This is a genomic window from Ruminococcus sp. 1001136sp1 (assembly GCF_039841815.1).
GTDB lineage: Bacteria > Bacillota > Clostridia > Lachnospirales > Lachnospiraceae > Blautia_A > Blautia_A faecis.
Genome location: NZ_JBDPGY010000011.1, coordinates 85,828 through 109,621, shown reverse-complemented (window position 1 = coordinate 109,621; position 23,794 = coordinate 85,828). Strand labels below are relative to the sequence as shown.

Genomic DNA, 23,794 nt, shown 5'->3' with positions numbered 1-23,794 from the left:
CTGTTCTTTATTTGATTGTCTAGTACATCGAATATTAAGTAACTGCAAGATGTTCGTCACAATTTGTGGGAGATTTCGCCCGAATGAGGGCGCCGTAATGGGCTACGGCAACCGAATTCAGGCAAAATGTAACGCAAAGTGGGGCGTGCAGATTGCGATGTCACGGTCTTAATTCGACGAATCCTCCCGGATCAGCTTTCTCACAGCTTCAACAGCCACCTGGATTGCCATATCTGTATCATGCACAACCGGATTATCCAGTCCCAGCTTCTCTCTTTCCTGATTTGCAAGCACAAGGAAACAGGAGCCAGCTCTGGCACGAAGCTTGCCAGCTGCGATAAAAAGCGCTGCAGATTCCATTTCGGAAGCAAGACAGCCCATTTTCTTCCAGGCCTCCCATTTGTTGAGCAGCTCATAACCAACTGGCATTGCTTCAGGCTCATGCTGTCCGTAAAAAGCGTCTTTGCACTGGACAACACCTGTATGACAGGAAAGTCCTTTTTCTTTCGCAGCTGCCACAAGGGCGTTTGTCACGTCCAGATTAGCTACTGCCGGATACTCTATGGGGGCATATTCCCGGCTGGTTCCCTCCATACGGATGGCACCTGTGGCAATTACGATATCTCCGCTTTTTACCTCAGGCTGCATACCGCCGCAGGTTCCAATGCGGACAAAAGTATCTGCGCCGCACCGGGAAAGCTCTTCCATGGCAATGGAGGCAGACGGTCCGCCGATTCCGGTGGATGTCACGCTGACTTTCACGCCGTCCAGGGTTCCTGTATATGTGATATATTCTCTGTTGTCTGCAATGAGAACCGGGTTGTCAAAATACTGGGCAATTTTCACACACCTTTTCGGGTCTCCCGGCATGATCACATACCGGCCAACTTCCCCCTTTGCAACCTGGATATGATACTGCCTGCTAGCATCTTCAGAATAGTTTTTCATAGTGTCACCTCTGTCCTTTATCGTACGGAATACCTTCCGCCTTCGGCGCTCTGGAATTCTTGGATACAAACACCAGAACGATCAGGGAAATAATATATGGGAACATGTTGTATAATGTGCTGGGAAGCTTCAAGGCTACCAGCGCATCAAATCCTGTGTATACGTTTGACAGCGCACGGAAAAGGCCGAACAGAAGAGCTGCCAGTCCGATGTTTACCGGCTTCCACTGTCCGAAGATCATAACAGCAAGGGCAAGGAAACCAAAGCCGGCAACTCCGTTCTCAAATTTCCACTCACTTACACCGGCAGTGATATAAACCAGTCCCCCAAGACCGCCAAGTGCACCGGAGATCAAAACGCCAGCGTAACGCATTTTAAAAACATTGATACCTACTGAATCGGCTGCCTGTGGATGCTCACCACATGCCATCAGACGAAGTCCGAATCTGGTCTTATAAAGTACCACATAAGAAGCAATGAGGATCAGCAGTGCAAAAAGCATGAACCAGCTGAATTCAAATTTTCCAATTCTTATCAGGAACGCTTTCTTGGCCACCTTGTAAGCAACTGTGGAAGAAACGTTGTCCGGATTTTCTGCCATGTTGATGGCTCTTACGATAACAACGGCTGCTGCCGGTCCAAGAAGATTCAGGGCCGTACCAACCAGTGTCTGGTCTGCATTGAAATGAATGGCAGCCACACCAAGGAGCAGGGAAAATATCATTCCCACAAGCACACTGGCCAGAACCACCAGAAGGATCACAACTGGTGCCGGAGCGGAATCCGGAAGATATTTCATCATCAGGGCACCGCCAAGTGCACCCATAACCATAATTCCCTCAAGCCCGATGTTGATGACACCGCTGTGCTCAGAAAAACAGCCGCCAAGTGCTACGAGAATCAATACAGAAGCAAATATTAATGTATACTGAATCAATAATAACATTATTTTTCTCCTCCTTTTGCAGCTTTTTTCTCATCTCTCCTGTCGAGATAACGGTTTAACCAGAGTTTGAAGAAGAATACAAATCCACACAGATAAATGATAAACGCGGAGATCAGATCAGAGATCTGTGCACAATACATGGTCTTATCCACATAACTTCCACCACTTGTAATGTGCTGGATAAAATAAGAGGAAAAAATTGCTCCGATGGGATGAAGGCCGCCAAGGAAGGCTGCTGCGATTCCATTAAAGCCCATGCCCGGAACGGTTGTCTGCTGAACCATCCAGGTCTCAATTCCGCTGAGATAGAAAACAGCTGCGCCAAGTCCTGCAAGGCCGCCAGCGATCATCATGGTTACAATGGTATTTCTCTTCTCTTTCATGCCGCAGTATTTTGCAGCATTTTTGTTCATACCTGTTGCGCGAAGCTCAAAACCGAATTTTGTTTTTTCCAGAAGTACCCACACTACGATTGCCATTACCACAGAAATAATAAGACCGATGGATACGAATTTGTTTCCGGAAAAGATCTCGTCCAGTCCACAGTTGGGAAGAAGAGCACTCTTATTGCCGCTGGAAAGATCTACAGTGTATGGAGTAGACTCGGATTTCACCTGGGTAAGAAGCATATTCACCACATACAGGGAAATCCAGTTCAGCATGATACAGGAAATAACCTCGTTTACATTGAAGTAAGCCTTCAGTGCACCGGAGATGCCGCCTACCAGGGCTGCGATCACGATTGCTGCGATCATGCATGCATACCAGGGCATGCCAAGTTTCAACGCAAAATACAGAGAAGCTCCGGCTCCAACTACATACTGTCCTGCTGCTCCAATGTTAAAAAGTCCAACCTTGTAAGCAAACAGAACGGACAGGGAACACATCAGAAGTGCGGAAGCCTTTACCAGTGTGGTTCCCATATACTTCATCATAGCCTTCTGGCTTGGATAGTAAAAATAATTCTTGATAATTGCAGTAATCGCACCCGCAGCTCCTGCAGGATTGATAATAAGAAGTACCAGATAACCGATGAGAAGACCGATCACAATGCATAAAAGAGAGGCAATGATGGTCTGAACCGCATTGTTTCTCAGAATGCTTTCTTTCTTTTTGGATTCATTATTCATTGCTCTTCGTCTCCTTTCTCTTCGATCCTGCCATGTAAAGGCCAAGTTCCTCTATGGTTACTTTCTTCGGATCAAATTCTCCTACGATTTCTCCTTCGTACATTACAAGAATCCGGTCTGATACATTCATAACCTCATCCAGCTCCAGGCTGATCAGAAGAACGCCTTTGCCTGCATCTCTTGCCTGTACCAGCTGTTTGTGAACATGCTCGATTGCTCCAACATCCAGACCACGGGTAGGCTGAACTGCAATCAAAAGCTCCGGATTCTTGTCAATCTCACGGGCAATGATTGCTTTCTGCTGGTTTCCACCAGACATGGATCTCGCCTTGGTGATGGCACCCTGACCGGAACGGATATCGTACTGTTCGATCAGGCGGTTGGCATATCTGCGAATCTCTTTGCGTTTCAAAAAGCCAAATTTATTGGTGAACTGTGGTTCGAAATATCTCTGAAGGACGATGTTGTCTTCCAGGGAATAATCAAGTACCAGGCCGTGTTTGTGACGGTCTTCCGGGATATGGCTCATGCCGGAGGTAAGGCGCTCACGGATTGGCATGTGAGTAATGTCTTTTCCATTCATAGTAATGGTGCCGCTCTTCAGTGGCTCCAGACCGGAAAGTCCGTAAACAAATTCGGTCTGGCCATTTCCGTCGATTCCGGCGATACATACGATCTCACCTCTGTGGACCTGAAGAGAAACGCCGTTGACTGCGTTATTCTTATGATGCTTGGAAGCAACCACCATATCCTTGATATCCAGAACAACTTCACCGGGCTTTGCTTCTTCTTTCTCTACAACAAAGTTTACGTCTCGTCCAACCATCATGGCGGAAAGCTTCTCCTGGTTGGTATCCCTGATGTCTACGGTTCCGATGCATTTTCCCTTACGAAGAACGGTACAGCGGTCTGCAACCTGCATGATCTCACCAAGCTTGTGGGTAATGAATAGAATGCTTTTGCCCTCGGCTGCCAGATTTTTCATGATCTGCATAAGCTCCTGGATTTCCTGCGGAGTAAGTACTGCGGTAGGCTCATCAAAGATCAGGATCTCGTTGTCACGGTAAAGCATTTTCAGGATCTCGGTTCTCTGCTGCATACCTACTGTGGTATCCTCGATAATGGCATCCGGATCTACAGAAAGACCATATTTTTCGGAAAGGGCCATAACCTTTTTACGCGCGCCCTCTTTCTGAAGGAAACCGTTTTTTGTGGTCTCAACGCCAAGGATAATATTATCCAGAACGCTGAAGCATTCTACCAATTTGAAATGCTGATGTACCATTCCAATGCCCAGGTCATTTGCATCGTTTGGATCTTTGATCTCAACTTTCTTTCCATCTTTGTGGATCTCGCCCTCTTCCGGCTGATACAGGCCGAACAGAACACTCATCAGAGTGGATTTACCTGCTCCATTTTCGCCAAGCAGAGCGTGGATTTCACCTTTTTTCAACTGAAGTGTGATATTATCATTTGCGATGATTCCGGGAAAACGCTTGGTTATTCCCAGCATTTCAATTGCATATTCACTCATCTTCGCTTTCTCCTTTTTTCATGGCAGATTCACAAACAGAACGCACAAGTGATAAAACGGTTACTGATCACTTCATTCACAAACCCCTCTCGAGCGAACAGTAATATAAGTCTTGTTATGACGGCACTTACGCAAAAAAGGGAAGTGGCCACTGCTCACTCCCCTTTTTATCACTGCATGGCCATTCTTCATGTTAAGACCAGTCTGCTTTCCTGTCGGAACCCTACCCGTGATTTATAATTGCATTTACTATGCGGAGTAGTTGGTTGTCTTATTTGATGCTGCCGTAATCATTTACTGTTATCTCAGTCTCTGGCATTGCTGTGATGTCGCTGCTTACTTCAATCTCGCCATTGTATAATTTCTTTACAAGATCTTTGTAATCATCTACAGTGAAATTGTCATCCCACTGGGTTGTCTCCATTGGGAGCTGTACATAGTTGTCTTCCGGGTTCTCAGATACAAGACCAAGATTGTCGATCTTTCCAGCGTAATCAGATTCCCAATTGCCATCCTTGATCGCATCAAGTGCAGTCTTTACTGTCGGTGCAAGACCCTTCATAGCGGAGGTAACAGTGATGTCCTCACCGATGATTCCGGACTGGTCAGAGTCAACACCGATTACCTTGCCGTCAACCTTCGCTGCTGCTTCTGCTGCAGATGTGTAGATTCCACCGCCGCATGCGAATACAACTTCAACGCCCTTGCTTCCGTACCAGGTATCCATGTAAGCTGTGATGTCTGCATCGCCGTAGAACTGTCCGCCGCATACATACTCAAGCTCAACGTCACTTGTGATTCCAAGCTCTTTGGCTGCTTCGTCTACGCCCTGAACATATCCATATCCAAAACGGGTAACAGCCGGTACAGACATACCGCCGAGGAATCCAAGATGCTTGTATCCAAGCTTCACAGCTGCATATCCAGCCATGTATCCGGAGATCTCTTCCTGATAGGTACAGCAGTAAACATTGTCTGCATTGTAGTAATCGGTCACTTCATAATCATCCGGATTGTAGGTGTATCCTTCGCCAACACCCTTCTCACAGATATCGCCTGCACTTACGTCTGGTGCAATAAACTTCACGTCCGGATACATCTCAGACTGCTCTACGATAGTAGCTGCGAACATATATCCCGGAAGTACGATCACGTTAGCTCCATCTGCTACAGCCTGGTCAACACTTGCGTTACGTGCCTCGTCAGAGTCGCTCTCTGGTTTATAATAGTTGAACTCAGAACCATTCTCTTCGGACCACGCCTTACATGCCTCGTAAGTGGTCTGGTTAAAGCTCTGGTCTGTAATATCACCAGAGTCAGTTACCATGGCGATCTTCATATCTCCAGCCTCAGCCTTCACCTCTGTCACTCCGTAAGCTGGTGCAAGGGAAAGTGCCATTGCACCTGCAAGAACCATAGCTGCAATTCTTTTCTTCATATTATTTTTCCTCCTTTTTTGAAATTGGCTTTGTTATCTCTACAATGACATATGTCTCACTTTTAAAACAGGACACATGTCCCTTTTTCTATATTTATTTTCATTTTCGTACAAAAAGGAGATTTTTTCAAGTGTTTTTTAGTATATTTTTTTATATTTGATTTTTTGTTAAAAGACATATGTCTCTTTTTTTATTTTCCGTATCATATATTTTGCCTTAATGATATTTATGCATCCGCACATTATAGCTGACGCATAAGATCACAGTAGCTCCGCTCCATGCTGCAATCTCTGCAAAGAAAATACCGTCCTGCCCGATAAAATGGGGAAGAATCAGCGCAGCACTGATACGCATGACAAATTCAGCCATACCACTTACCATAGGCATTAACGTATCTCCCAGTCCCTGCAGCGCAGATCTGTACACATACAGGAAGTACAACACCCAGAGCATGGCAGCCATAATAGAAAGGTATTTAAAAGCAATTGCAAGTACCTCCTGTGTCTGCTGCGGTTCACCTGAGATGAAAAGTGAGAGGATATTTTTTCCAAATAAAAACATGGCAGCAGAAATGATCAGTGAGGTAAGCAGGGAAAGCAGCATACTGCTGCGGACACCTTTCCTGATCCTGTCGATCCTTCTGGCTCCCAGATTCTGGCCCACATAAGTAACGATGGCATATCCATAAGAAATCGCTGCCATTTCCAACAGACCATAAAGCTTGTTTGTAGCTGTAAATCCTGCCACAAAAAGAAAGCCATAGCCATTGATCACATACTGGACTACCAGACCGCCTACACCGATAATGATATTCTGAAATACAACAGGAATACCAAGCTTCATCAGACGGGCATTCATTCCTGTGGCAGTCATAAAATCTGCTCTGGACAGATGAACAATATCAATTCTGCGTAAAATCAGAAAACAGTACACGGCAGAAAAACTCTGCGCAATCACAGTAGCGATTGCTGCCCCTGCCACACCCCATCCGAAGCCTGCCACAAAAAGGATATCCAATGAAATATTTAGTACAGATGCGATGATCATTGCCGTTAATGGTGTTTTACTGTTTCCCATAGCCCTTAAAGCAGCGGCAAACATATTATAAGCTGCAGTAGCCGGAATTCCGCAGAAAATAATACGCAGATATAATAATGACATTCCGATAATATTGGAAGGTGTATGCAGCCCTGTTAATACCAGTGCAGCAAAGGACTGGCTGAGAATGAATACTCCCACTGCGATGAATGCGGTCAGCCGATAACTGTGTGCCAGAGATTTTCGCAGATTTTCGAAATCCTTTGCACCATAATACTGCGCAAGCTGAATGGAAAATCCCTGAGTGAGACCAGTGGATATTCCTGTGACAACCCACAGCAGAAAGTCAACCGCACCCAGTGCAGCAAGGGCCTCCACACCTGCAATCTGGCCAACGACCATAGTATCCACCATTGTATAAAGCTGTTGACAGATATTCCCCAGCATCAAGGGAATTGCAAAAAGAATGATCAATCTCCCCGGCGAACCGGAGGTCATATCCTGAATCTTGGTTTTCATTAGTATAAAATTTCCTTTCTGGAGTATATTCCTGAAACAAAAAACCTTGAAGAACCGTATTTCTACAATTCTCCAAGGTTATTCTTATGCTTGGACACATATCATACTGAAGTATGACTTAAATATATATTCAGAATGAATTATTTATTCTTCTGAGCGATAGCTGCCTGAGCTGCTGCCAGACGAGCAACCGGTACACGGAATGGTGAGCAGGATACATAGTCAAGACCGATCTTGTTGCAGAACTCTACAGAAGATGGATCTCCACCGTGCTCTCCACAGATTCCGATGTGAAGGTTCGGGTTAACTGGCTTACCAAGTTTGATAGCCATATCCATAAGCTTACCAACGCCAACCTGATCCAGTTTTGCAAATGGATCGTTCTCGAAGATCTTAGCGTCATAGTATGCGTTAAGGAATTTACCAGCGTCATCACGGGAGAAGCCGTATGTCATCTGAGTTAAGTCGTTGGTACCGAAGCAGAAGAAGTCAGCCTCAGAAGCGATCTGGTCAGCTGTAAGAGCTGCACGTGGGATCTCGATCATTGTACCTACTTCATATTTCAGATCTACGCCTGCTGCTGCGATCTCAGCGTCAGCTGTCTCAACAACAAACTTCTTAACATATTTAAGCTCTTTGATATCACCTACTAACGGGATCATGATCTCTGGGCAGATGTTCCAGTCAGCGTGAGCTTTCTTTACATTGATAGCTGCACGGATAACTGCTGTTGTCTGCATCTTAGCGATCTCTGGGTAAGTAACTGCCAGACGGCATCCACGATGTCCCATCATTGGGTTGAACTCATGAAGAGAATTGATGATAGTCTTAATCTCTTCTACAGTCTTGCCCTGAGCGTCAGCAAGCTTCTTGATGTCTTCCTCTTCTGAAGGAACGAACTCATGAAGCGGCGGATCCAGGAAACGGATTGTTACAGGGTTGCCCTCGAGAGCCTCGAACAGACCTTCGAAGTCTTCCTGCTGATATGGAAGAACTTTTGCAAGTGCTGCTTCTCTCTCCTCAACTGTTGTGGAGCAGATCATCTCACGGAATGCATCGATACGTCCCTCACCGAAGAACATATGCTCTGTACGGCAAAGACCGATACCTTCAGCACCAAGCTCAACTGCTTTCTTAGCGTCAGCAGGAGTATCAGCGTTTGTACGAACCTTCATTGTTCTGTACTTGTCAGCCCATGCCATGATACGTCCGAACTCACCAGCGATTGTAGCGTCTACTGTCGGGATGATTCCGTCGTAGATGTTACCTGTTGTACCATCGATGGAAAGGAAATCTCCCTCGTGGAACTCTTTGCCAGCAAGTGTAAATTTCTTATTAGCTTCGTCCATAGCGATATCACCGCATCCGGATACACAGCACTCACCCATACCACGGGCAACTACTGCTGCATGAGATGTCATACCACCACGAACTGTCAGGATACCTTCAGCAGATTTCATACCTGTGATATCCTCTGGGGATGTCTCAAGACGAACAAGGATAACCTTCTCGCCTCTCTCAGCCCACTCTACAGCGTCATCAGCTGTGAATACGATCTTACCACAAGCAGCTCCTGGAGAAGCTCCAAGACCTTTGCCCATTGGTGTAGCAGCTTTCAGAGCCTTAGCGTCGAACTGCGGATGAAGAAGAGTATCAAGGTTACGAGGATCGATCATAGCTACTGCTTCTTCCTCTGTTCTCATTCCCTCATCAACAAGGTCACAAGCGATCTTCAGAGCAGCCTGAGCGGTTCTCTTACCATTACGTGTCTGCAGCATGTATAACTGGCCATGCTCAACAGTGAACTCCATATCCTGCATATCTCTGTAGTGTGTCTCCAGAGTATGGCAAACTTCTGTAAATTTCTTGAATGCTTCCGGGAACTTCTGCTCCATCTCAGCGATGTGCATAGGTGTACGAACACCAGCAACAACGTCCTCGCCCTGTGCATTGGTAAGGAACTCACCGAACAGACCTTTGTTTCCTGTAGCTGGGTCTCTTGTAAATGCAACACCAGTACCACAGTCATCACCCATGTTACCGAATGCCATCATCTGTACGTTAACAGCTGTACCCCAGGAATATGGGATATCGTTGTCACGACGATATACGTTGGCACGTGGGTTGTCCCAGGAACGGAATACGGCTTTGATTGCACCAACTAACTGCTCTTTCGGGTCAGCCGGGAAATCGGAACCGATTTTTTCTTTATATTCAGCCTTGAACTGCATAGCAAGTTCTTTAAGGTCGTCAGCTGTAAGCTCAACGTCAAGTTTAACGCCTCTTTCAGCTTTCATTTTGTCGATAAGCTCTTCGAAATATTTCTTACCAACTTCCATAACTACGTCAGAGTACATCTGGATAAATCTTCTGTAGCAGTCCCAAGCCCAACGTGGGTTGCCGGATTTCTCAGATAATACAGCTACAACGTCTTCATTTAAACCAAGGTTCAGGATAGTATCCATCATACCTGGCATAGAAGCTCTTGCGCCTGAACGAACGGAAACAAGCAGAGGATTCTCGATGTCACCGAATTTCTTTCCGGTAACTCCTTCCATCTTGGTGATTGCTTCCATGATCTGACCCATGATCTCGTCGTTGATCTGTCTTCCATCCTCATAGTACTGAGTACAAGCTTCAGTAGTGATTGTAAATCCCTGAGGTACAGGAAGTCCAAGGTTTGTCATCTCAGCAAGGTTAGCACCTTTACCACCCAGAAGGTTTCTCATATCAGCGTTACCTTCTGTAAACATGTAAACCCATTTTGCCATTTTACATTTTCCTCCTAAAAATTTGTTCATTGGTAACTGTTCAGTATCTTCACAGTTACTTTCATAAACATAAACTATGTTTTATACGCACATAGTTATTTTATAGGCTTATTCGTCATTCGTCAAGGTAATTCTGGCAAAAAACAGTCAATTTTTTATCATTTTCTCAATTTTTCTTTTTTCTTCCAGTATTCAGCACCAGATGACGGGGAACACCATTTACCATGATTGGCTGATAATCGCCCTGGATCAGTGGTTTAATATAGTCGATAAAGTCTTTGGTCACATTATTTGCATCCTTGTTCATCCAGTTTCTCGGAACCAGCTTCTCTTCATTGGCGATTCGGTGTACATCGTAAATTCCGGTAGCTGCCATATAGGGATCGTCAGATACACGGTCGATGACTACCATCTTGCCGGTGTCTCCTTCATCTGCTGCCTTTACGGCTGCACCTCCAACCATCATAGCCTCATCAATATCCACGCGGGATGCCATATGGGAAGCACTTCTCTGAAGTGTGGAAAGCTCTACGGCACGAGTCTTGCAGCCGCACTCTGCTGCCAGGAAATTCGCCAGATAGGTAGCAGTTCCCTGCAGCTGCTTGTGTCCAAATGCGTCCACATAATCTCCTACGCTTCCCAACTCGCAGACATAGCGTCCGTCAGCCAGCTTGATTCCTTCGGATACAGCAATGACAACGGAGGATTTCTTTTTCAGAAGGTCTTTCACTTTTGCGAGGAATTTCTCAATGTCAAAGGGAACCTCCGGAAGGTAAATAAGGTCTGGGCCTTCGCAGTCTTCTGATTTGGAAAGTGCAGTGGCGCCTGTAAGCCAGCCCGCATTTCTTCCCATGATCTCCATAATGGTGATCATATTTTTCTTATAGGTGAGGCCTTCTGCGTCACGGATCACCTCCTTGGTGGAAGCTGCAATATACTTAGCTGCGCTTCCGAAGCCTGGTGTATGATCGGTAAGTGCAAGGTCATTGTCAATGGTCTTCGGAACACCAAGGAATTTCTGGGTCTGTCCGGTAATGATAGCATAATCAGACAGCTTCTTGATGGTATCCATGGAATCATTTCCGCCGATGTAGATAAATGCATAGATTTCCAGTTTGTTCAGAATATCAAAGATTTTCTCATAGATAGCTCTGTCTTCGTGGATTTCCGGAAGCTTATAACGGCAGGAACCAAGAAATGCAGACGGGGTCCTTTTCAGAAGCTCAATGTCAAGCTCGGAATGAATCTGGGTAGAAAGGTCGATATACTGCTCGTCAAGCAGACCCTGGATTCCGTGAAGCATTCCATATACCTTGTCAAAGCCACGCTCTACTGCATTCTTATATACACCTGCAAGACTAGAATTAATTACAGATGTTGGGCCTCCGGACTGTCCTACAATAATATTTCTTTTCTTTGCCATTATGGTGTTCCTCCTCTATTCTGGATAATTTGGGGCGGCGGATACTTTTTCGCCCTATAATTGTATAGTTTACCAAACGTCTATAGCAAAGTCAATGTGATATTGTGTATTGTGTATATTTTTTCGTTGTCTTTTTGTTCTTTTATATATACTTTTGCTTTCTTTTTTGTAGGTGCGAGTGCGTCTCGTTAGTCATTTTGTGCATATTGTATGGCATTTTCTCTTTTCCAATTATCAAAGCACCTTCTGGAGCGTGTTTATACTTTTCCAGGAAATCTCAGCCAAGCAGCTCTTCATAGGAATAACTGCCGCTTCCTTCTGTAACCTTTCGTCCTGATGGAAGTATGATTTCGCATCTGGTTCCGGCAGGAACTTCTATTTCCAGCTTAAAACGGTCGTTCTCTATGGTCCATGAAACCCGGATCCGGCCATATGGAGTATTTACATTTCCTTTTGCCCAGGAAAGGCCGCCGCCAGGCTGCGGTGCAATGCGAAATGTCTTATATCCTCCCTCTGTGGCTTCAATCCCCAGAATACGTCTGTAAAAGAAATCCCCCACTGCACCATTTGCATAATGGTTGAAGGATACCATTCCACCGCTTCCGTTGTCCTCCCCCAGATTGCAGCTGCCATCCTCCCGGAGGGCATCCCAGCGCTCCCACATGGTCGTCGCACCAGCTTTTACCTCATAGAGCCAGGAAGGGCAGGTATCTGCGAGAAGCATTTTGTACGCATCCTCCAGATAACCGTTATCTGCCAGGGCGAAAAGCACATATGGCGTTCCCGGAAATCCTGTTTTTATATTGTAATTGTTATCACGAATCAAATTTACCAGATTTGCAGCCGTTTTCTTTTTGTCATTTCCAGACAGCATATTGTAATACAGGGGCAAAACAAACGCGGTCTGAAAATCTCCACCTTTAATATGGCAGTTTTCATCCATCAGAATATTGCGGTAAGCCCGGGCTGTTTCCTGGCTTAGTTTCATATATTCCTCTGCTTCTTCTGTTTCTCCCAGAACTCCGGCAATTTCCGAAACAATTCCAGATGAATGTGCAAGACAGGCAGTTCCGGTCCATTTTCCACGCTTCATCCAGTCTTTGTAGCCCATATCCGGCGCACACCAGTCACCATAATGAAACAAAAGCTTCCAGATCCGTTTGTTTTTGGGAGCAGAGAAAAGTCCCGCCCAGAATTTACATGCTTTTATATATTTTTTCATGGAAGGGTACATTTTTCGAAGAAGTTCTATGTCACCTCTTGCCTTATATTCTGCCCATGGAACAAGAATACAGGCATCTCCCCAGTGATCTGCGGCCAATGGGAACATCATCTCAAATTGCCCCGGAATCTTTACCATGGGAACGATCATGGGAATCCCTCCACCTTGGTTCTGCTCTGCCCGCATGTCCTTCAGCCATTTGTCAAAAAAGCGGCTCATATCAAAATTATAGGCAGCTGTAGGCGCAAAAAGCGCAATATCTCCTGTCCAGCCCAGACGTTCATCCCTCTGTGGACAATCCGTAGGGATATCTACGAAATTGGATTTGGCACTCCATTCAATGCAGGATTGAAGCTTATCCAGCATAGGCTCTGAACAGGAAAATTCTCCATTTTCTGGAAGATCTGAATACAGCGCAACCGCCTTTAATTTTATTCTATCCACAGGGATTCCGCTTACCCCAACATACCGAAATCCCATATAGGTCATCCTTGGCGAATACTTCTGTTCGCCTTCTTTGCAGATATAAACAGCCTGCTGCCTGGCACTTCGCAATGGTTTTGTATATAATTCTCCGTCCAGAAGGACTTCCGCATGATGAAAAACAATTCTTTCTCCGGCTCTTCCCTGTATGTCTGCCTGTATCACACCTGCCATATTCTGGCCGAAATCATAGATCAGCATACCCGACGGAGATATCTGGCAGGATATTGGTTCAAACTGTTCATGTGCTTTTACCAGGCTTCCATACTGGGCCAGCAGCTGGGGCCTAATTTTCACCTTTTCAATACTGGCATTGTGAAAAGAAGCTTTTTCCAGATTCACAGTCGCATCATAGACTTCACCATCATAAAATTCCGCCTCCCGGAAATTTCCATTTTCCGTCACCTGCCAGGTTTCATCTGTGCTTATGATTTCCTGTGTACCATCCTTATAGAGTATGTGGATTTCTCCAAGAAATGCCTGGCGTTTTGCATAGATCCGGTTCATTCTTTTGTAGGTATAGGAGCCTGCTGCCCAGCCTCCGCCCACAACTGCCACAAGCTGATTCTGTTTCCTTAATTCTTCTGTAATATCGTACATCTGATACTGAAGCTGATGTTTATAGGAGGTGTAGCCTGGAGCAAAATAATCATTTCCCATCTTTTTGCCATTCAGTTCAAGCTCATAGATTCCAAAAGCTGTAGAATAAATTCTTGCCTGTCTGATTTCCCCTTTTATGAAAAAATCCTTCTTAAATGTCATTGGTCTAGGGGATTTTTTGCGCTCTTTAAACTGATAAGCATCGTCTGTTATCCAGGAAGCGTTCCATTCTTTTCCCACAAAACCAGTTTCAAACTCCAGGGAAGTGCTTGCCGTTTCCCCATAATTATCTGTAATTTCCAGAGTTGCCAGATATCTGGTAAAAGGAGTCAATTTAGGTCCATTATACACAATTCCTGTCTGCTGTCTGAATTCCTCCATCCAGTTATTCACAGACAACACTGCTTTTTTCAGCAGAACATTTTTCTCTGAACTTATCATGGAAAAAGAAAATACAGGTGCCGGATTGTCTGTAACACAACCGGAGGACAGATTTTCGACTTTAAATTCGTTAATGCGTAACATAAGCTAAACTCCTTCAACTATTTTATTTCTGTATATCCATAACGGATGCTGTTAATACGTTTTTTATAGCACATCTCGCATCTCTGTGAGAGATTTTTTTCCAAATGGTGCTTTTTCTGTCCTAAATGGTAGCCCCAAAGCTCCTAATTCCAAATTAAGATACACAATTGCCACCCGCCGTAGTATAATATACCCAACATCACACACGGAGGTTTTTCATCATGAAACGAATTATCGAAAATGATTTTCTGAAAGTGACCATCGACGACCATGGCGCTGAGCTTGTAAGTATCTATGATAAAGAAAAAGACAGGGAAGTGATCTGGCAGGGAGATCCCAAATTCTGGGGACGTCATGCGCCGGTTCTATTCCCTAATGTAGGAAAGCATTACAACAACCATTATCGCATTCACGGACAGGAATATGCTTCCAAGCAGCACGGATTTGCCAGGGATACGGATTTCACCTGCATTGATTCCACACCGGATTCCGTGACCCATCAGATCCGTTCTACCGAAGACACCCGTAAGGTTTATCCTTTTGACTTCGTGCTGCGCATCCGCCACATTCTGAAGGGCCGCACTCTTACCGTCAGCTGGAAGGTGGCAAACAACAGCGAAGGGGACATGTATTTCGCCATCGGCGGACATCCGGCGTTTAATGTCCCGGTTCTGCCAGACACCAAGAGAAGCGATTACCGCCTGACCTTTGACGGACAGGACAGCCTTACCTACCTTCTTCTGGATCCTGAGGCCGGCACAGCCAAGGCAGATGAAGAAGCCACTCTCAAACTGGAGAATGGTACCTGTCAGATTGATGACCATATGTTTGACCATGATGCGCTGGTATTTGACAACCAGATCACCAAGGCTGGAATTGCACTTCCGGACGGCACTCCTTATCTGGAAATGCGCTGCGTGGGCTTCCCGAACTTCGGCATCTGGTCCGCTTCCCAGGACGCACCCTTTGTATGCCTGGAGCCATGGATGGGCCGCTGTGATGACTGTGGATTTACAGGGGATCTTTCTGAAAAACCATTTATCAACCATCTGAAAATGGACGAGATGTTTGAGACTGCGTATACCATTGAGGTGTTCTAAAACCCGTTTTAAAAAGGCCTTCTGCACACAAACTGCAAATACTGTTGTTCAAAGCAGCCTGCAAACAATATAAAAATACAAAATATCCTGACAAGTGCACTGCCCATTACACAGATTTTATCACTTGTTCAGGATATTTTTATTGTCTACTTACAGGAATGTTTTTTCAAACACGCTCCAGTACAGCATTCCCTACTTTAACAGTAGAATTCTCCCTCAATTTTCTCTTCGCAGCTCCATAAGCCGCCACCAATACCACGGTAGCCGCAAAAACAAACATCATCCCATACTGTCTGTATCCTCTTGCCAGCATAGTATGCCTGCCTTTAAAGCACTTTGATAGCGCCTGCAGCACCGCATAATGCAAAACATAGATCAGCATAGAATAATCTTTCCCGATTTTTGCCATTATCCGGGTTACCACATTTTCCTTATAAAAATTCTGCCATCCTATAAAAAGAAGGAAGATACAGACTGCCAGAAAAATGGTTCCACCATACTCTTCTTCTGTTCCAAGAGCATTCATTTTCGTAAGCCATCTTTGCTCCATAAGTGCCATGTTCCAGAAAACCAGAATACCGCCCAAAAGCAATGTCATTTTCTTTTTGTCGAGACAGCCCTCCAAAGCTTCTTTTCTCTCTCCAAACAGGCAGCCCAGCCAGAAAAAGGGCAGGCCACAATACAGAAAATTTCTCGCATAATAAACATGGCAATAATCTTTTCCCAGAAGGAGCAGAGAATAATTTCCCTTTATCAGGTTTCCTGCCAACAGTACCGGAATTGCCAGATATGCAAGCTTCCTTAAGCCTAAATGTTCTACAATAAATGCGATCACCAGCACATACACAAGCGCCTGTAAATACCACAAATGTGGGGACAGTGGGGAAAAATTCCATAAAATGAAATCTTCTGGCATTCTTTCTTCAAACCTGGCCAGCAGTGCATCTTTTATATTATTTTCAGCTACCAGAGCCAACAGAACCTTCCAGATCAAGTAAAACAGATTAGCTCCTATGGTAATCGTAAGGATTTTTCCAATCTGCTTAAGCTCCCGCCTGTGTGCCACTGTTTCTGAGTAAAAGAAACCAGTGATCATAAAGAAAACCGGCACTGCAAACCGACACAGAATCAAAAGTTCCGCTCCGCTTTGCACCTTCAGTGGCTTATGAATCTCCACAACAGCAAGAGCAGCAAGACATTTCAAAATATCAATACACGTCCAACGTTGTTTCTTCATTTCCTCATAACTCCCAAAATCCAAAGAACTTAACTGCCCCGCGGGCAGCACCATAAATAGTATCCCCTAACAATCCATCCATGGTATTTCTTAACAGTTGAAAGGGACTAACTTCCCATACAGATAGAAAGTCAGCCCCCTTTTATTCACTTTATTCGCTCTATTATTTCCAAAAACACCAGTCGCATAACTTACCTAAATGCGTTCCCACATCTTAGAAAGTAAATTTATCAGCAAAATAAGCATCCAGCTCGTCAATCTTAATACGAACCTGCTCCATGGAATCACGGTCACGAACAGTTACCATACCATCTGTCTCGGAATCGAAATCGTAGGTTACGCAGAACGGAGTACCGATTTCGTCCTGTCTTCTGTAACGTTTACCGATATTTCCACGATCATCAAATTCGCAGTTGTATTTCTTGGATAACTGAGCGTAGATTTTCTCAGCGCCCTCGTTCAGCTTCTTGGAAAGCGGAAGCACACCGATCTTAACCGGTGCAAGTGCCGGATGGAAGTGAAGAACTGTACGAACGTCGTTCTTCTCAGCATCCAGAACCTCCTCATCATATGCACTGCAAAGGAATGCAAGAACCACACGGTCAGCACCAAGTGACGGCTCGATTACATATGGGATATATTTCTGCTTCTTCTCATCATCGAAGTAAGTAAGATCCTGTCCGGATACATTCTGGTGCTGAGTAAGGTCGTAGTCTGTTCTGTCTGCGATTCCCCAAAGCTCGCCCCATCCAAATGGGAAAAGGAACTCAACGTCTGTAGTAGCCTTGCTGTAGAAGCTCAGCTCTTCCTTGTCATGGTCACGGTAACGTACTTCCTCATCCTTCAGTCCAAGAGAATGCAGCCAGTTCAGGCAGAAGCTCTTCCAATATGCAAACCACTCAAGGTCTGTGTCAGGCTCGCAGAAGAACTCAAGCTCCATCTGCTCGAACTCACGGGTACGGAATGTGAAGTTACCAGGTGTGATCTCGTTACGGAAGGATTTACCGATCTGACCGATACCAAATGGAATCTTCTTACGGGATGTTCTCTGTACGTTCTTGAAGTTTACGAAAATACCCTGTGCTGTCTCAGGTCTTAAATATACAGTATTCTTAGCATCCTCAGTTACGCCCTGGAAGGTCTTGAACATCAGGTTGAACTGACGGATGTCTGTGAAATTGTGTTTGCCGCAGGAAGGACATGGAACATTATGCTCTTCGATGAAATTCTTCATCTCTTCCTGAGACCATCCGTCTACAGAACTCTCAAGCTCAATGCCGTGCTCCTGGCTGTAGTCCTCGATGATCTTGTCTGCGCGGAAACGCTCATGGCACTCTTTACAATCCATAAGCGGATCAGAGAAGCTTCCCAGATGTCCGGATGCAATCCAGGTCTGCGGGTTCATCAGGATGGCACAGTCAACACCTACGTTGTACGGAGACTCCTGAATGAATTTCTGCCACCATGCGCGCTTTACGTTATTCTTAAGCTCTACGCCAAGGTTGCCGTAATCCCATGTATTCGCAAGACCTCCATAGATCTCAGAACCCGGGTAAACAAATCCTCTTGCTTTTGCCAGAGCAATAATCTTGTCCATTGTTTTTTCCATGATATCTCTCCTCATTGTTTGATAGATGATTTTCTAATATTATACTCGCAACTTTTCTTTTTGTAAAGTTATACCGCGTACTCAATTCCGTACATTCTGCCGCAAAAACACAATTTCCGCACTTTTAGGCAGCAAATCATGTGCTGCTATCGAAGTATAGAGCAAAGCACGTTAATCAACTTTCCTGTTATGTGCAACATCCAATCCACTTACATCATAACTTCTAATATCTGCAAACTCTTAAATTTCTTATCCGTATTCCCTGCCACATAAGGCTGAATATGCCGTTCCAGCTCCCACAGCACCTCTTCGGTCACTGTAAAGCTATATAGCTTCGTCATGGGCGAGCTTACAATGTACTGCATGGTATAAAGTGCCGCCGGGGAAATCCGGCGGGCAGTTCTGGCTTCTCCTGGGCTTGCTTTCTTCAGGCAGTCCCCGTCCAGGATTCCATGTGCCTCCTGGGAAAAGAACAGATTCTCTTTTCCGGCGATCTCCTCCCCACAGTTCACACACCGGAAAAGCTCTGGCATCAGCCCCTGCTCTGTCATAGTTCGCAGTTCAAAAATGCACCTTACCAGCCGGTCATCAATTTCCGGATTCAGGAGAGCCTTCACGGTGAGATAAAGAAGATTCATCATATTCTTCTCATCTGTGCCCTCTCTTCCGAAATAATCTGCCAGCTCCAGAAAATAATAGCCATAATAAACTCCTGGCTGTCTGGCGGCCAGCTCCACAAAATGATGGGTCACGGTCACCTGGTTCAGATTGTAGCTGCTGCGCCCTTCATACAGGGTGAAATTCCCGAACACAAAAGGATTGGCAGCTGCCATAAACGGGCTGTTCTGCCGTCTGGCGCCCTTGGCGAAAGCGGAAATCTTCCCCCTCTCCCTGGTAAGAAGCACGATTCGCTTGTCATACTCTCCCACAGGCTGCGCAGAAAGTACAATTCCCTGTACCGTGATCAGATCACTCATTTTCAGATTTCCTTCTTATCATATCCAAAGTTTTTGATCATAAAATCACTGTCACGCCAGTCTTTTTTCACCTTTACCCAAAGCTTCAGGTTTACCTTGGAGTCCAGCATACGTTCCAGCTCAAATCTGGCGTTGCTGCCGATCTTCTTCAGCATGGCGCCGCCTTTTCCAATGATAATGCCCTTGTGGGAATCCCTCTCGCAAATAATGGTCGCCTCAATATCCACCATAGGATTTTTGCCAGGACGCTCCTTCATTTTGTCAATTGCCACTGCGATTCCATGTGGGATTTCCGCATCCAGTGCGTGGAGCGCCTTCTCACGGATCACCTCTGCCACGATCTGGCGCTGAGGCTGGTCTGTTACGGTATCCTCATCATAGAACATGGGTCCATAAGGCAGATATTTCAAAATACTGTCAATAATATCCTCTGTATTCTGTCCGCGGAGGGCAGAGCAAGGGATAATCTCGGCAAAATCACAGATCTTGCGGTACGTATCGATTGCCGGAAGGATTTCCTCTTTTTTCACTGTATCGATCTTATTAATGATCAAAATGACCGGCACGCCAACGCCCTGGAGCTGCTCTGCAATGTGGCGCTCACCGGCTCCGATAAAGGTAGACGGCTCAACCAGCCACATAATTGCGTCCACCTCTTTCAGGGTACGCTCTGCAACGGCTACCATATACTCTCCAAGCTTATTCTTCGCCTTATGGATACCAGGCGTATCCAGGAAAACGATCTGTCCCTTCTCACAGGTATAGACCGTCTGGATGCGGTTTCTGGTGGTCTGGGGCTTCTTGGATGTGATCGCGATCTTCTGGCCGATCAGATGGTTCATCAGGGTAGATTTCCCAACATTCGGACGGCCAATAATTGCAACAAATCCGGATTTAAAATCTGGTGTCATTAAAATATTTCCTCTTCTTTCTTAATCAGTTCTATATTATCAGCAGCTTACCAGCGGCTTTGTCTCCATAAATACATCCTTCGCCTTCTCGATAGCACTCTCACTTCCAACTACACAAAGCTGGTCATCAGAAAGAACTGCCTGGATCAGCGGAGCAAGTGCATGGATATCCTCTACCGTAGCATTCAGGATCTGGTCACGCTCTTTTTGCAGCATCTCCACAGTGAGACCGCGGAAATAAGCCATTCTGCCAAGTGCCCCCTGTGTCTGTGGTGTTCTTGGAACATCCTTTCCACTGATGGTTCCGATAATATATTTCGTCATCTCACGCTCATCCGCTGCGAAGGTGCGCACATATTCCGGCACGCCCTCATATACCTCAAGGGTGCGGCGAAGATGGGGATCTCTGTAGGATACAAAGAAGCTCTCTCCACTTCTCTTAAATCCGCTCATACAGCCATATGCGCCGCCCTTTACGCGAAGATTGATCCACAGATAATCATAGCTTAAAGCCACCTTAAGGATTTCCAGCGCTCCTGTATATGTGAATCCCTTTTTCACAAAGTTGCCTGTTCTTGCCACATACTGAACCTGTCCTGAGGTCTTGAATCCCTCGTTCTTTTTCTCGCAGGTAATGGCAACCTCCGGAACCTGACAGCTGCTCTCCTTCAGGCTCTTCTTCAGAGAGCCACTTAAAGCCTTCAGCTGTTCCACAGACTCTCTCTCACCTGTGTAGCTTACCATAAAAGAATCCCGGCGAATGATTTCCGCCATAGCATTCTCAAGTCCTGCCACGATTTCGGCTTTTTTGTCCTGGAAATTCTTCTCCAGATCCTCTATAAATTTATAATAGCCAACACCAGCCATCTCATCCTGGAATCTCGCCATCGGAGAACCATAGGAAGCGCCGCGAAGCACTGCTGTCTGATGTCCTGAGCCTATCAGGGAAGCCTGTCCCCTGGACTTGATCTCTGCAATAATTTCATAGAGACGCTTGGTATCTGTGATCTTAGAAGTATTCAGAATCTCTTCCATCATCTGGAAAAGGAAATCCATCTGAGGATAAAGTGCCTTTCCGCGAATGGTAAACATAGCACGGAATGCTTCCGGATCATCTGCCTTATCAAAAACATCCACACCACACTGAATACCGCCTGTTCTGGCATTAGTCTCGTTAAACAGCTGACCGTATGTGTAATTCTCTGTATCCACATAACCAAGAACAGATTTCAAAAGTCCCAGATAATGGACTTTCTCTACAGCCATATCCTTGATCTCAAACATAACGTTCACATAACCGATTCCGTTGGTGCACACATCCTGATACAGGAACAGACTGTTATCTACCTGAAGCTCTTCATTGGAAAAACCGTTAACCTCTTTACGGATATCAGAGCGTTTCAGCATCGGAATACACTGAAGATCCTCCGGTCTCTCCTCTGATTCCTGGTAAGCTTCAAGAGCTTTGGTCTTCTCGACCATTTCCTCCAGCTGCCCATCGGAAAGACTGCTTCTGTAAGCCTCCAGCTTGTCCGCCAGTTCCTTCTCGCGCTGAGCGGCAAGCCCACGCTTCGGCACAAGTGTAAGGATCAGACCATGTGTATTATCAAGAAGCCATTTCTGGATCAGTTTCTCGAAATAGCCCTCATTTACAGCCTCCTTTAATCTGTCATAAATAGACAAAAGCTGTACCTGGGAAAAAGCATTCTCGTCATCATAGAGCCAGCTTCCCATAATATCCAGTCCATACATCAGCCCCTTGGGGAACTGTCCGAAATCGGCCTCCCGATAGCGGAACTCCATATAATTAATACCCGCAAGAATAGCCTTTTTGTCAATTCCATTTCGCACAATATCCTGAAGGCAATTACGGATAACAGAAACAAATTTCTCCTTCTGGGATGTCTTCGCACCTTTCGCCACAATAGAGAAGAACGGCTGCAGAACACCGTCACTATAATCGCCATAAATTTCCTTACCGATGCCGGCATCCAGAAGAGCCTGCTTCAGTGGTGCTCCGGGTGCGCTGAGAAGCGCATAATCCAGCACATCAAAAGCCACGCCAAGGGTGCTGTCCATAGCATTTCCCACAACCATATTGTAAGAAAGATACGTATTATCCTCTTCCTCCTCACTTTCAGAAACCGGATACTCGATCTGCAGCTCCTTCACCTGGGAAAAGGCAGCCTGCTCTTTAATCGCAGAATCCACATCCAGCGCATCAAAGGCAGACAGATATTTCTCATCAATAAAACGAAGCTTCTCCTCCATATCCATATTTCCATAGAGGTAAATATAGCTGTTAGAGGGATGATAATAGGTGCGGTGGAAATCCAGGAACTCCTCATAAGAAAGCTCCGGAATATTCTCAGGATTACCGCCGGATTCCACGCCATAGGTATTATCCGGGAAAAGATTATTCATGATCTCTCTGTCCAACACCTCGTCAGGGGAAGAAAATGCCCCCTTCATCTCATTATATACAACACCATTATAGGTAAGAGGACCTTCCTTCTGCTCCAGATGGTAATTCCAGCCCTCCTGGCGGAAAATCTCCTCCTTCTGGTAAATGTTCGGGTAAAAAACCGCATCCAAATAAACGTGCATCAGATTCTGGAAATCCTGGTCATTACAGCTGGCTACCGGATAACAGGTCTTATCCGGGTAGGTCATGGCATTCAGGAAGGTATTCAGTGAGCCTTTTACCAGCTCTACGAAAGGATCCTTCAGCGGAAATTCACGGGATCCGCACAAAACACTGTGCTCCAGAATGTGGGGAACACCAGTGCTGTTCTTCGGTGTGGTACGAAAGGCAATGGAAAATACCTTATTCTCATCATCATTCTCGATCAGAACCAGTCTGGCTCCTGTTTTCTTATGGCGAACCAGATATCCGGTGGAATGGATATCGGTCAATTTCTCCTGTTTCACAATCTCATATGCAGGAATATTCTCTTTTTTCATTTTTTCCTCCAAATAGTGCCCAATCAGTTTGTTTAAACAGCCGATATTGGGATGTATTTAATTCATTTCTTCAATTATGCCGAATTACACTGCACTTAAAAGCTTTATACAATGCAGCTGATAATTCTGGAGCATCTTCATCAGTTACAATAGGCGGTCTCTTAGAGCGTGTTTGAAAAATCATTCCCGCAATCTGCACGCCCCACTTTGCGGGAGATTTCACCCGAATTCGGTTGCCGTAGCCCGCTACGGCGCCCTCATCCGAGCGAAATCTCCCACAAACTGTGACGCACATCTTGCAGAAAGCCTTTTTCAAACACGCTCTAGCCTCTTCAACTTCTTGCATTAGTATAACACACAAAAAAGTATCTTACTACAACAAAATTCTTTTAAAAAGAACCGCCCCTGCGGGCGAATC

General features: G+C 45.4%; 18 protein-coding genes and 1 pseudogene. 3 read left to right on the top strand and 16 right to left on the bottom strand.

Going from position 1 to position 23,794, the window contains the following annotated elements; genetic code table 11:
* Positions 1 to 34 precede the first annotated feature (34 nt).
* Positions 35 to 121: a DUF6783 domain-containing protein gene (locus ABHC48_RS11655; protein WP_306797096.1), complete on the bottom strand. Its 87-nt coding sequence runs from the start codon at positions 119 to 121 to the stop codon at positions 35 to 37.
* Between ABHC48_RS11655 and ABHC48_RS11650 the strand changes: the two genes are divergently transcribed.
* The gene (locus tag ABHC48_RS11650) at positions 98 to 172 is read left to right on the top strand and encodes a DUF6783 domain-containing protein (protein ID WP_334284868.1); all 75 of its coding nucleotides are present in this window, start codon (positions 98 to 100) and stop codon (positions 170 to 172) included. The genes ABHC48_RS11655 and ABHC48_RS11650 overlap by 24 nt on opposite strands.
* Here the strand turns inward: ABHC48_RS11650 and udp are convergent.
* The 9 genes from udp to ABHC48_RS11605 form a co-directional block, all read right to left on the bottom strand.
* Positions 169 to 948, bottom strand: a complete 780-nt coding sequence (udp, locus tag ABHC48_RS11645; protein WP_118578624.1) for a uridine phosphorylase — start codon at positions 946 to 948, stop codon at positions 169 to 171. The two genes, ABHC48_RS11650 and udp, sit on opposite strands and share 4 nt — an antisense overlap.
* Before the next feature lie 4 nt (positions 949 to 952).
* Entirely contained in the window at positions 953 to 1,894 is a 942-nt protein-coding gene (locus ABHC48_RS11640) for an ABC transporter permease (protein WP_173719035.1), read from the bottom strand.
* Complete coding sequence (locus ABHC48_RS11635; protein ID WP_195699693.1) at positions 1,894 to 3,024, bottom strand: ABC transporter permease; 1,131 nt, start codon at positions 3,022 to 3,024, stop codon at positions 1,894 to 1,896. The genes ABHC48_RS11640 and ABHC48_RS11635 overlap by 1 nt, the downstream gene beginning before the upstream one ends.
* Complete coding sequence (locus ABHC48_RS11630; protein ID WP_195699692.1) at positions 3,017 to 4,558, bottom strand: ABC transporter ATP-binding protein; 1,542 nt, start codon at positions 4,556 to 4,558, stop codon at positions 3,017 to 3,019. The genes ABHC48_RS11635 and ABHC48_RS11630 overlap by 8 nt, the downstream gene beginning before the upstream one ends.
* Before the next feature lie 271 nt (positions 4,559 to 4,829).
* Entirely contained in the window at positions 4,830 to 5,996 is a 1,167-nt protein-coding gene (locus ABHC48_RS11625; protein WP_118578632.1) for a BMP family ABC transporter substrate-binding protein, read from the bottom strand.
* A 217-nt stretch (positions 5,997 to 6,213) separates the two neighbouring features.
* Positions 6,214 to 7,554 (bottom strand): MATE family efflux transporter, encoded by a 1,341-nt coding sequence (locus ABHC48_RS11620; protein WP_195699691.1) that lies wholly within the window; start codon positions 7,552 to 7,554, stop codon positions 6,214 to 6,216.
* A gap of 140 nt (positions 7,555 to 7,694) precedes the next feature.
* Positions 7,695 to 10,325, bottom strand: coding sequence for a pyruvate, phosphate dikinase (ppdK, locus tag ABHC48_RS11615; protein WP_118578636.1), 2,631 nt, complete (start codon positions 10,323 to 10,325; stop codon positions 7,695 to 7,697).
* 166 nt (positions 10,326 to 10,491) lie between these two features.
* Positions 10,492 to 11,748, bottom strand: a complete 1,257-nt coding sequence (locus ABHC48_RS11610) for a 6-phosphofructokinase (RefSeq protein WP_148462325.1) — start codon at positions 11,746 to 11,748, stop codon at positions 10,492 to 10,494.
* Positions 11,749 to 12,025: 277 nt separating this feature from the next.
* The gene (locus ABHC48_RS11605) at positions 12,026 to 14,578 is read right to left on the bottom strand and encodes a family 78 glycoside hydrolase catalytic domain (protein ID WP_195699690.1); all 2,553 of its coding nucleotides are present in this window, start codon (positions 14,576 to 14,578) and stop codon (positions 12,026 to 12,028) included.
* 221 nt (positions 14,579 to 14,799) lie between these two features.
* On the opposite strand from ABHC48_RS11605, the gene ABHC48_RS11600 reads away from it, so the two are divergent.
* Positions 14,800 to 15,678: an aldose 1-epimerase family protein gene (locus ABHC48_RS11600; RefSeq protein WP_195699689.1), complete on the top strand. Its 879-nt coding sequence runs from the start codon at positions 14,800 to 14,802 to the stop codon at positions 15,676 to 15,678.
* Between the two features lie 166 nt (positions 15,679 to 15,844).
* Here the strand turns inward: ABHC48_RS11600 and ABHC48_RS11595 are convergent, their stop codons facing one another.
* The 6 genes and pseudogenes from ABHC48_RS11595 to ABHC48_RS11570 all read right to left on the bottom strand — a co-directional run.
* Positions 15,845 to 16,915, bottom strand: coding sequence for an acyltransferase (locus tag ABHC48_RS11595; protein ID WP_195699688.1), 1,071 nt, complete (start codon positions 16,913 to 16,915; stop codon positions 15,845 to 15,847).
* Positions 16,916 to 17,129: 214 nt separating this feature from the next.
* Positions 17,130 to 18,524: a glycine--tRNA ligase gene (locus tag ABHC48_RS11590; RefSeq protein ID WP_118578644.1), complete on the bottom strand. Its 1,395-nt coding sequence runs from the start codon at positions 18,522 to 18,524 to the stop codon at positions 17,130 to 17,132.
* 209 nt (positions 18,525 to 18,733) lie between these two features.
* Positions 18,734 to 19,501, bottom strand: a complete 768-nt coding sequence (gene recO, locus ABHC48_RS11585) for a DNA repair protein RecO (protein WP_195699687.1) — start codon at positions 19,499 to 19,501, stop codon at positions 18,734 to 18,736.
* A 2-nt stretch (positions 19,502 to 19,503) separates the two neighbouring features.
* Complete coding sequence (era, locus tag ABHC48_RS11580) at positions 19,504 to 20,412, bottom strand: GTPase Era (protein WP_118578648.1); 909 nt, start codon at positions 20,410 to 20,412, stop codon at positions 19,504 to 19,506.
* 39 nt (positions 20,413 to 20,451) lie between these two features.
* On the bottom strand, positions 20,452 to 23,376 hold the full coding sequence (locus ABHC48_RS11575; RefSeq protein WP_187565621.1) for an insulinase family protein: 2,925 nt from the start codon (positions 23,374 to 23,376) through the stop codon (positions 20,452 to 20,454).
* Between the two features lie 70 nt (positions 23,377 to 23,446).
* Positions 23,447 to 23,632: pseudogene (locus tag ABHC48_RS11570) on the bottom strand (DUF6783 domain-containing protein); the annotation flags it as partial.
* Between ABHC48_RS11570 and ABHC48_RS11565 the strand changes: the two are divergent.
* A complete protein-coding gene (locus ABHC48_RS11565; RefSeq protein WP_334285442.1) occupies positions 23,549 to 23,725 on the top strand; it encodes a DUF6783 domain-containing protein in 177 nt (58 codons plus the stop codon). The pseudogene ABHC48_RS11570 and the gene ABHC48_RS11565 sit on opposite strands and share 84 nt — an antisense overlap.
* Positions 23,726 to 23,794 lie beyond the last annotated feature (69 nt).

What these genes read in the sequence shown, in the direction of transcription:
- udp (WP_118578624.1), bottom strand. Translation starts at nt 948, where the DNA reads ATGAAAAACTATTCTGAAGATGCTAGCAGGCAGTATCATATCCAGGTT.
- ABHC48_RS11640 (WP_173719035.1), bottom strand. Translation starts at nt 1,894, where the DNA reads ATGTTATTATTGATTCAGTATACATTAATATTTGCTTCTGTATTGATT.
- ABHC48_RS11635 (WP_195699693.1), bottom strand. Translation starts at nt 3,024, where the DNA reads ATGAATAATGAATCCAAAAAGAAAGAAAGCATTCTGAGAAACAATGCG.
- ABHC48_RS11630 (WP_195699692.1), bottom strand. Translation starts at nt 4,558, where the DNA reads ATGAGTGAATATGCAATTGAAATGCTGGGAATAACCAAGCGTTTTCCC.
- ABHC48_RS11625 (WP_118578632.1), bottom strand. Translation starts at nt 5,996, where the DNA reads ATGAAGAAAAGAATTGCAGCTATGGTTCTTGCAGGTGCAATGGCACTT.
- ABHC48_RS11620 (WP_195699691.1), bottom strand. Translation starts at nt 7,554, where the DNA reads ATGAAAACCAAGATTCAGGATATGACCTCCGGTTCGCCGGGGAGATTG.
- ppdK (WP_118578636.1), bottom strand. Translation starts at nt 10,325, where the DNA reads ATGGCAAAATGGGTTTACATGTTTACAGAAGGTAACGCTGATATGAGA.
- ABHC48_RS11610 (WP_148462325.1), bottom strand. Translation starts at nt 11,748, where the DNA reads ATGGCAAAGAAAAGAAATATTATTGTAGGACAGTCCGGAGGCCCAACA.
- ABHC48_RS11605 (WP_195699690.1), bottom strand. Translation starts at nt 14,578, where the DNA reads ATGTTACGCATTAACGAATTTAAAGTCGAAAATCTGTCCTCCGGTTGT.
- ABHC48_RS11600 (WP_195699689.1), top strand. Translation starts at nt 14,800, where the DNA reads ATGAAACGAATTATCGAAAATGATTTTCTGAAAGTGACCATCGACGAC.
- ABHC48_RS11595 (WP_195699688.1), bottom strand. Translation starts at nt 16,915, where the DNA reads ATGAAGAAACAACGTTGGACGTGTATTGATATTTTGAAATGTCTTGCT.
- ABHC48_RS11590 (WP_118578644.1), bottom strand. Translation starts at nt 18,524, where the DNA reads ATGGAAAAAACAATGGACAAGATTATTGCTCTGGCAAAAGCAAGAGGA.
- recO (WP_195699687.1), bottom strand. Translation starts at nt 19,501, where the DNA reads ATGAGTGATCTGATCACGGTACAGGGAATTGTACTTTCTGCGCAGCCT.
- era (WP_118578648.1), bottom strand. Translation starts at nt 20,412, where the DNA reads ATGACACCAGATTTTAAATCCGGATTTGTTGCAATTATTGGCCGTCCG.
- ABHC48_RS11575 (WP_187565621.1), bottom strand. Translation starts at nt 23,376, where the DNA reads ATGAAAAAAGAGAATATTCCTGCATATGAGATTGTGAAACAGGAGAAA.